The sequence below is a fragment of the Chitinimonas sp. genome (genome assembly GCF_041904975.1).
In the GTDB taxonomy this organism is placed as follows: Bacteria; Pseudomonadota; Gammaproteobacteria; order Burkholderiales; family Chitinimonadaceae; genus Chitinimonas.
This window is the reverse complement of sequence record NZ_JAYRLZ010000165.1, coordinates 1-9,518: the sequence shown is the minus strand read 5'-3', so window position 1 is coordinate 9,518 and position 9,518 is coordinate 1. Positions and strand designations below refer to the sequence as shown.

Genomic DNA, 9,518 nt, shown 5'->3' with positions numbered 1-9,518 from the left:
AGATGGCCGCTCCATTGGCCACGCCAGCAAGTTCACCAATTCGCTCAATGTTCAACACTCCAGCGGCGTCTACAACAAGGCCTTCGCCCTGCTCGGCACCACCGCCGGCTGGGACGCACGCAAGGCGTTTGAAGTATTCATGCTGGCCAACAAGCTGTACTGGAAGTCCAACAGCACCTTTGACGAAGGCGCATGCGGCGTGATCCAGGCTGCTACCGACCGTGGCTACAAGAGCGCCGATGTGGTCGCTGCCTTCAACCAGGTTGGCGTGAGCTGCGCCACCAATCCAGGTGGCGGCAATGGCGGCGGTAATGGTGGTGGCAACACCGGCGGTGGTAACGCAACCGCCCTGCAAAGCGGCGTTGCCGTGACTGGCGTCAGCATCACCGCTGGCGGCAAGCAGGTTTACACCATCGACGTGCCGGCCAATGCCCGCTTCCTGGCTGTGCGCACCGGCGCCGGCACCGGCAATGCCAACCTCTACGCCAAGTTTGGCGCCGAGCCAAGCAAGACCAGCAGCGATGCCAAGTCCGAATCGGGCAGCAATGTCGAAGCCCTCCTGATCACCCAGCCCAAGGCCGGCCGCTACTACCTGACGGTTGATGCGCCTGTCGCCGCCAACGGCCTGTCCCTGATCGCCACCACGCGCTGATCCGACCAACTTGTGAACGGAACTTTCCCATCATGAAAACCCGCTACAACTTCCTCGCCGCATCGGTCGCCTCCGCCTTGCTGAGCACCGCCGCCCTGGCCGCCGCAGGCGACAATCCTGAACTGCAGCTGCCACGCAAAGTGGAAACGGCTACCGCTGTCATCCAGAACACTGATACCCGCCTGACCTACACCGTAGTAAACGGCATGGCTCTGCTGGGCGACATTGCCCTTGGTACCCATGCAGATGTGCAGCGTATGGGCATTCCACCGCTGTTTGTCAGCAATTGGACCCAGCCAAAGTCGGAACAAACCAAGGACGCACAAAATCGGCCGTCAGACAACCACTTCAAGAGCGCCACCCGCTGGCCGAACAACACGGTCTACTACACCTACGACCCTGAGCTGACCCAGAAAAAGCGTGATGCCATCGTTGCCGGCATGAAGCTGATTTCCGACAAGACTGCCATCCGCTTTGTCGAGCGCACCAACCAGCCTAACTACGTCAAGTTCATCTCCTCGGGCGGTTGCTGGGCCTATGCCGGCATGAAGGGTGGCGAGCAGCCGGTGTCGATCGGTGATGGTTGCGAGCGCCCCGGCGTTGCCGCGCACGAGCTGATCCACACCCTGGGCTGGATGCACGAGCATATGCGTCCTGACCGTGACAACTACATCACGGTGAACGAAGACAATATCTCCGACACCCTGAAGGGCCAGTTCACCAAGCTGCGTCCTGACCAGGTGGACCCGATCGGCGCCTATGATCTCGATTCGGTCATGCACTACCCGACCTGGGCATTCAGCAAGAACGGCCAGCCGACCATCACGCCGAAAGATCCGAAGATCGATCCGAAGCGCCTGGGCCAACGTGCCGACCTGAGTCCTGGTGACGTTGCTTCGCTGCGCAACTTCTACCCTGGCGACACCGGTGCGGTTGACCTGAAGCTGGCCCTGTCGGCCAAGGAATTGCTGATCGACCAGGACAAGAGCGGCAAGCTGACCCTCGACGTAGCCGGCAGCGATGCTGACCTCAAGAGCCTGAAGTTCGACATCAAGTCCGATAACGAAAGCGTCGTCGCAGCCAGCGGTGTCACCATCGTCGCCGGCACCGGCAACCAGCGCACGGTCAATGTGAGCCCGGTCGCCAAGGCATTCGGCACCGCCAATATCACCCTGCGCGCTGTTGCAGCCAGCGGTCACGAGTCGACCATTGCCTTCAAAGTGAGCGTTGCCAAGGATACGAGCGGCGGCGGCACCGGCGGTGGCAATGGTGGTGGTAATGGTGGCGGCAATACCGGCACCGAGAAGCCCTTCGACAAGGCCGGTCGCTATCGCACTGGCGACAAGGTGAGCCTCGACGGCAAGAGCTATGAGTTCACCGTGATTGTCGATGGCAAGGTTGTTACCAACTACATCATCCCGGGTTCGCTGTGCGCACCGGTCAGCTGCTCGAAGGAAAAGCCAGTGGTGTACGGTGGCATCACCTTCTACTGGTCGGCACCGGGTACCGGTGGTAGCACGGGTGGCGGTACCGGCGGCGGTACCGGCGGTGGTACAGGTGGTGGCAATGGCGGCGGCAACAAGCCGGTTTGCGACACGGTGATTGATACCAAGCGCAGCTACCAGATCAGCACCGCAGGTCAGCGCAAGAGCCTGCTGCCGGTTGGCGATATCGCTGGCGCCCCTGCCATCCTGTGGCAAGACGGTGGCGCACAGCGCTGGGAACTGCAACGCCTGAGCAATGGCGCCTATGTGATCAGCAGCGCGCAAAGCAAGCTGGCACTGGAAGTAGCTGGCGGCAGCAAGAATGGCGGCGCCGAGTTGCAAGTTGCCACCAATAGCAGCGCAGCAGCCCAGCAGTTCTGCCCGAAGCCTGCGGCTAGCGGCTACCAGCTGCAGTCGGTGAACAGCGGCCTGAATATCGGCGCAGTGAGCGAGGCGGATGGCGTTGCCGTAGTTCAGTCGGCTACCGGCGGTCTGAGCTTCACCCTGGCTCCGATGTAAGCGCAGTACCGGGCAGCGTGTTTGGTGAACACGCTGCCCTGCAACACCCCTAGTATCGGTTTGGCTGCTTCGGCAGCCTTTTTTTATGCCTTGGCGCAATGTGCGCCTGCCATGCAAACGGTTGCACACACAGGCAATCGACGGCCGCAGAGTCAGAATGGCTGCGCATTCCGCGCAATGACGTTGACATTATATATTCCTTGCCAGAGAATATACCCATGTCATACAAGAGCACGCATTTCTGGTGCCGACGTCATTGTACGCTACCCGACCCATCGGGCGGGCGCCTCACCAGCGCACCGGCGGCATATGACACGACGCCCTCCCCCAAGGCAGGCGTTTTCAGGGATTTGATGAGCGACATCCGCTCGCCCCTGGCCATCCAAACCGATACTTAGGAGTAAGCACACTCATGGCGCTCAACCACCGCAAGCCAGTTCTGGCTGCTGCAGCACTGGCCGTTGCAAGCTGCTTCATCACCGCCCAGGCCGATGGCCCGTTGCCACCCAGCATGCACAATGGCACGGTCGATCCGCGCGAATCCGTCGTCGGCAAGGCCGATCGCGGCGATCCGCGCCCGCAGGTCGATGCAGCCACCAATAACCGCGCACCACGCGACCCGAATGTCGCCGCCGACGCCGGCTGCGCGGCCGCATCCGCCTATGCCAATGTGAGCGGTGCTGCGCTGATCAATGCCATCAAGGCATCGACCACCTCCTGCCTCAACGAGCTGTACAGCCTCAGCGGCAGCAGCGCCCATGATGTGTTCCAGGAAAGCAAATACATTGCCGCACTCAATGAGCTGGAGCGCCTCGGCGCCAGCTATGACGGCAGCAATCGCCAGGGTATCGCGCAAATCATCACCTTCCTGCGCGCCGGCTCCTATGTGCAGTACTACAACAAGGCAGCCGTCGGCAACTATGGCGCCAATGTGGTGGCTGCCCAGCGCCCGGCACTGGACGCCTTCTTCAAGAACAAGGCGATCTTCACGCTGAGCAATGAGAACGGCAACATCCTTGGCGAAGCGATCACCTTTATCGATTCCTCGGAAGAAAACGCCCGCTTCATGCCGCTGATGAAGCAGATGCTCGATGGCTATGGCGATGCGCAAAACAATCTGCGTTCCATGCGCAATGCCTACAACAGCATCTTCACCGTGTATTTCCGTGGCCACCAGAATGCCGACTTCAAGGCGCTGATGAAGGCCGATGGCAGCTATGCCGCCGCGCTCGACAGCTTCTATCGCCGCAACCTGAAGCTGCGCGGTACCGATTCGGAATTCATGCTGGCCAATGCCGCACGTGAACTGGCGCGCTTCCTGCAATACCCGGAACGCAAGGCCGAAGTGCAGCCCAACATCCTGAACATGATCAAGGGCAATACCATTGCAGGTAGCGGCGCCTCGATCTATATGGCCGCCGCCGATGGCGCCAATTACTACGACAAGAACAACTGCAGCTTTTACGGCACCTGCAATCTGAGCGGCGATCTGCAAGCCGCCGTGCTGCCGATCACCTACAAGTGCGGCCCTACGGTGACCATCCGCGCCCAGCAGATGACCCAGGAGCAACTGAAAGGCTCGTGCGACATCCTGGCCGCCGAAGAAAAGATCTTCCACTACGGCCGCTTTGGCAATACCAACCCGCTGGCCAGCAAGCCGGTACCGAATGATCTGAATACCAGCCTCGAAGTGGTGGTATTCCACGATTACAACAACTACAGCACCTATGCCGGCGCCATCTTCGGGATCAGCACCGACAACGGCGGCATGTATCTGGAAGGCAATCCCTCCAAGCCCGGCAATGTGCCGCGCTTTATTGCCCACGAAGCATCATGGAAGCGCCCGGTATTCGAGGTGTGGAACCTGACCCATGAATACGTCCACTACCTGGATGGCCGTTATGACCAGGAGGGCGATTTCAACAAGTCCAATAGCTATCGCACCGTGTGGTGGGGCGAAGGTGTCGCCGAGTACTACTCGTACCAGAACGGCAATAGCGAAGCACTGAACAAGGGCCGCCTTGGCACCTACAAGTTGTCGACCATTTTCGACAATAACTACAGCATGTCCGACTACCAGAATCGCGCCTATCCATGGGGCTACCTGGCGGTGCGCTTTATGCATGAGCGCCATCGCGATGAAGTCGAGGCCATGCTGGCCGCCATGCGCACCGGCGACTATGCCGGCTACACCGCCATCCTGAATCGCATCAAGAACACCCATGACGACGAATTCGCCGCCTGGGTGAAGACGGCCACCACCGGCGGCGAATTCGCCGGCGGCAAGCCTTACACTGGCACCGGGACTGGCACCGGGACTGGTACTGGCACTGGCACTGGCACTGGCACTGGCACTGGCACTGGCACCGGCACTGGCACTGGCACTGGCACTCAGACGCCGGTTGCGCTGGCAAATGGCAGTACGGTTACCGATCTGAAAGCCGCCGCCAATGGTCAACTCCTGTATGTGATCGATGTACCTGCCAACACCAGCTTCCTGAGCGTGCGCCTTGGCAATGGCTCGGGCGATGCCAACCTGTATGTCAAGCAAGGCAGCGTGCCCACCAGCAGCAGCTTTGATGCCGCATCGACCGGCAATGGCAATGCAGAAACCCTGCTGATCAAGTCGCCGCGCGCTGGCAAGGCCTATTTGCTGATCGACGCCAAGGCTGCCGTATCGGGCCTGTCGCTGTATGCCATCGCACGTTGATTTTGCCGACTACTTCAGGACTACAACCATGACGAAACTCAACATCACTACCCTGGCGCTCGCACTGGCCGCCGTCGGCATCAACAGCTGGGCTGACGACACACCGGAACTGAACACACCGCGCCGCATCAGCACCGCCAAGGCGAAGATCAAGAATAGCGACGACACCGTCTCCTACACGGTAGTCAATGGCCGCGCCATGCTCGGCGATATCGTGTTGGGCAACCACGACGATGTGCAGCGCAGCGGCATCACCTGGCCAGCCCTGACCGCCCCGGTCGCCAAGACTGGCGGCCCGGTTTCCCGCGACAATCATTCCAAGGGCGCACGCGTCTGGCCGAACAATACCGTGGTGTATATGTTCGACCCCTCGCTGAGCAAGGCCAAGCGCGACGCCATCGCTGCCGGCATGCAACTGATCAGCAGCAAGACTGCCGTGCGCTTTGCCGAGCGTGGCAGCGAAGCCAACTTCGTGCGCTTTGTGTCGGAGGACGGCTGCTGGTCGTATGTCGGCATGAATGGTGGCGAACAGAAGATCTCGATCGGCGATGGTTGCGAGCGCGTCGGCACCGTGGCCCATGAAATCACCCACGCCCTGGGCTGGATGCATGAGCAAATGCGCCCGGACCGCGATAACTATGTGCGCGTGCTGACCGAGAACATCCAGACTGGCCTGGAAGACCAGTTCACCAAGCTGCGCGCCGACCAGGTCGACCCGGTCGGTAGCTACGATATCGACTCGGTGATGCACTACCCGTCCACCGCCTTCTCCAAGAACGGCCAGCCCACCATCGTGCCGCTCGATAGCAGTATCGATCCGCGTCGCATGGGCCAGCGTGGCACCCTCAGTGCCGGCGATATTGCCGCCATCAACAAGTTCTACCCGGCCAACCCCGGCACGGTGGAATTCAAGATGAGCGCCAGCAGCAGCCAGCTGCAACTGAACCAGGACAAGAGTGGCCAGATCACCCTGAACCTGGCTGGCAGCGATAGCGATCTCAAATCGCTGCAGTTCTCGGTGCAGAGTGACAACAGCAGCGTGATCGCCAGCAGCGGCGTCGTGGTACAAGCCGGTAGCGGCACCCAGCGCACCGTCAGCATCACCCCAGTGGCCAAGGCCTATGGCAGCGCCAATATCACCGTGCGCGCCACCACCGCCGCCGGCAAGCAGCAAAGCGTCACCATTGCGGTAACGGTGGCCAAGGACCAAAGCGGTGGCGGTACCACGCCAACCACCGGCGCCAAGCCCTTTGATCGTTCGGCCAAGTATGTGAATGGCAATCAGGCCAGCCTCAATGGCAAGACCTACACCATCAGCGTGCTGATCAACGATGCCGTGGTGCCAAGCTATTGGGTATGGGGCAGCTATTGCGAGCCGGAGCGTTGCACTGCACAGGCGCCCTTCACCTATGGCGGCTGGCTGAAGATTTTCTGGACCCCGGTAGACAGCACCGGCACGGGTACCGGCACCAACAAACCAGGTTGCGACACAGTACTCGATACCCAGAAGCAATACGTGATCAGCAGTGCCGGCCTGCGCAAGTCGCTGGTACCAGCCGGTGACGCCCAGAACGCACCGCTGATCCTGTGGCCTGATGCCGGCCAGCAGCACTGGAAGCTGAGCCGCAATGCCGAGGGCTACTACAGCGTATTCAGCGCCGCCACCAGCCTCGCCATTGACGTCGCCAATGGTGCGACCCGCGCTGGCTCCGGCCTGATTGTGTGGCCGGCGCACGGCGGCGCGAACCAGCAGTTCTGCCCCAAATTGGTCGGCAGCAGCTATCAGCTGGTATCGCGTAGCAGCAGCCTGCCGATTGGCGCGGCCGCTGAAACCGATGGTAGCGCCGTCGTGTTGTCCAATGGCGGCTTCAACTGGCTGTTGTCCCCGCTTTAAGCAGCTTTAAGGCCAGCGCAAGGCGATAGCCTTGCCTGGCCTCATCCTGCAGCAGCACGGACACGACAAGGCTCGGTAAATCAGGCAGTTGGCGCACTTGCTGCGCCGAGCTGCTCAGGGTGTGAAACCGGCTGCGCCAGTCGCGGTGGCGGCAAAGCGCAAGTCAGTGGAAAACTTCGGCCCGCCCAGGCGGTCCGGATACCGTACCCTTGGGGGTAATTCGGCCGCAGCTGCGGCCTCTTTTTATATGTACCACCGAAAGAGACCCATCATGAGCAAACCGCTACTATCGCTGATCGCCGGCGCCGCACTCCTGGCCACCGCCTGCCAGCACACCCTGGCCGCCAGCAGCGCCACTCGCTTACGCAGCGACACCGGCAGCTGGCAATGCCCGGCCGGCCAGAATTGCGACGACAAGCCCGACTACCGCGCCTTGCTGAGCCATGACGGCGCGCAAGAGATCTACCTGCTGTTCGGGCCGCAATTGCGCACACCCTTCGATGCCGCCCAGCTCAAGCAGCACTTCCGCTTTGGCGATCTGTATTACCCATCGGCCCAGGGCAATATCGCCCTGCATATCACCGCCGACGAATCAGGCGATGGCAAGATAGAATTCCGCCCCGCGCCAAATGGTCGCCTACTGGCCCATGTGGAAGCGCGCCGCTATCGCCTGCGTACCGAAGGCAAGTCACCGGATTGTCAGATCGACGATGTGAAAGGCGTCTGCATCCAGGAAAAACGCATCGACGCACCACTGAGCATCGACCTGGAGCTAAAGCTGCCCTGATGTGCTAAGACACCGGAACAGGCCCATGCCGGCCGCAGGCCGGCTGCTTTGCAGCAAACTGTTCTTTCCCGGCCCAATCAGCTTGAGCACAGCCCCAAAGGCATAACACGATTCGCACCATTGCAGCGCTGCGCTAAAGTACAAGCCCTGTTAAGTTTTGCCAAACAGCATTAGCTTTTTCTGTTAATGCATACAGCATATTTCAATGGCATAATTTGTCGTTAATCCAACAACTTACCTCACCATGCGCCGCAATCCCGCCCAGTCCGGTTTCACCCTGCTCGAACTCCTGATCGCCCTGGTCATTATCGGCCTCTTGGTCGGCGTGGTCGGGCCCAATCTGTTCAAGAACCTTGGCAAATCCGAGGTGACCACCGCCAAGTCACAAATCGATGCACTGTCCAAGGCAGTGGGCCAGTACCGGCTCGATACCGGCCATTTCCCGCGCAATGACCAGGGCCTGGCCGCCTTGACCACTGCACCGGCGGGCGAAACCGGCTGGCGTGGCCCTTATCTGGTCAAGGCCGTACCGCTTGACCCATGGGGCGCGGCTTACCAGTACCGCATGCCGGGCAGCAATGGTCGCGAATACGAAATCATCTCGCTGGGCCGCGACGGTCGCCCTGGCGGTACCGGTGACGACGCCGACCTCAGCAACTAGGCCAGCATGTCCCGCAGCTATCAGATCAGCGCGCTCGACAGCGAGCGCCGCATTGCCACTGTGCGTATCAGCGCGGCCTCTGAGGCCGAGGCACGCAGTCTGGCCAGTGCACGTGGTCTGAAAGTGTTGTCGCTGCAGGCGGCCGGCATGCAGATGTCGATCGGCAGCCGCGCGCCCAAATTCGACCTGCTGCTGTTTGCCCAGGAGCTGGCCACCTTGCTGGCGGCCGGCCTGGCACTGAGCGAAGCGATCGACACCCTGGCCGACAAGGAAACGCGCCCGGCCATCAAGCAGATTCTAGTGGAGCTGCGCGAGGCGCTGTTCCAGGGCCAGGCCCTGTCGCAGGTGCTGAGTACCAAACCCGATATCTTCCCCGAGCTGCTGGTCGCCAGCGTACGTGCCAGCGAGACCACCGGCGATCTGGACCGGGCGCTGGGCCGCTATATCGCCTACCAGGAGCAGATCGATGGCCTGCGCAAAAAGCTGGTCAGCGCCGCCATGTACCCCGCCATGCTGCTGCTGGCAGGCGGCGGCGTCAGCCTGTTCCTGCTTGGCTATCTGGTGCCGAAATTCTCGCGCATCTATGAAGGCATGCATGGCGAGCTGCCCCTGATGTCGCGCCTGTTGCTGATTTTCGGCGGCGCGGTGGAACGGCATCGCAGCCTGTTTCTGGCCATACTGGCCGCCGGCGTGGCTGGCCTGGTGCTGACCCTGCGCCACCCGGCCGCCCGCGCGCAGATTGCCAACTGGGCTTGGCGTAGCCCGGGCCTCGGTGAGCGGCTCAAGCTTTTCCAGCTGGCGCGCTTTTATC

Annotated in this window: 7 protein-coding genes; all 7 read left to right on the top strand. The window is 61.2% G+C overall.

All coding sequences use genetic code 11. From position 1 onward, the window contains the following. Window positions 1-652: pre-peptidase C-terminal domain-containing protein (locus ACE3OH_RS14755; RefSeq protein WP_374354405.1), on the top strand; the 652-nt coding region annotated here is incomplete at its 5' end. A gap of 32 nt (window positions 653-684) precedes the next feature. Continuing rightward, window positions 685-2,655, top strand: coding sequence for a M12 family metallopeptidase (locus ACE3OH_RS14750; RefSeq protein WP_374354402.1), 1,971 nt, complete (start codon window positions 685-687; stop codon window positions 2,653-2,655). Between the two features lie 412 nt (window positions 2,656-3,067). Next, window positions 3,068-5,365, top strand: coding sequence for a M9 family metallopeptidase (locus ACE3OH_RS14745; RefSeq protein ID WP_374354399.1), 2,298 nt, complete (start codon window positions 3,068-3,070; stop codon window positions 5,363-5,365). 28 nt (window positions 5,366-5,393) lie between these two features. Continuing rightward, window positions 5,394-7,259, top strand: a complete 1,866-nt coding sequence (locus ACE3OH_RS14740; protein ID WP_374354396.1) for a M12 family metallopeptidase — start codon at window positions 5,394-5,396, stop codon at window positions 7,257-7,259. Window positions 7,260-7,530: 271 nt separating this feature from the next. Beyond that, window positions 7,531-8,046, top strand: coding sequence for a hypothetical protein (locus tag ACE3OH_RS14735; RefSeq protein WP_374354393.1), 516 nt, complete (start codon window positions 7,531-7,533; stop codon window positions 8,044-8,046). A gap of 244 nt (window positions 8,047-8,290) precedes the next feature. Further along, window positions 8,291-8,707 carry a type II secretion system major pseudopilin GspG gene (gene gspG / locus ACE3OH_RS14730; RefSeq protein ID WP_374354390.1) on the top strand — a complete coding sequence of 139 codons (417 nt, stop codon included), beginning with the start codon at window positions 8,291-8,293 and terminating at the stop codon, window positions 8,705-8,707. Window positions 8,708-8,713: 6 nt separating this feature from the next. Further along, a partial coding sequence (locus tag ACE3OH_RS14725; protein WP_374354387.1) for a type II secretion system F family protein occupies window positions 8,714-9,518 on the top strand: 805 nt, incomplete at its 3' end.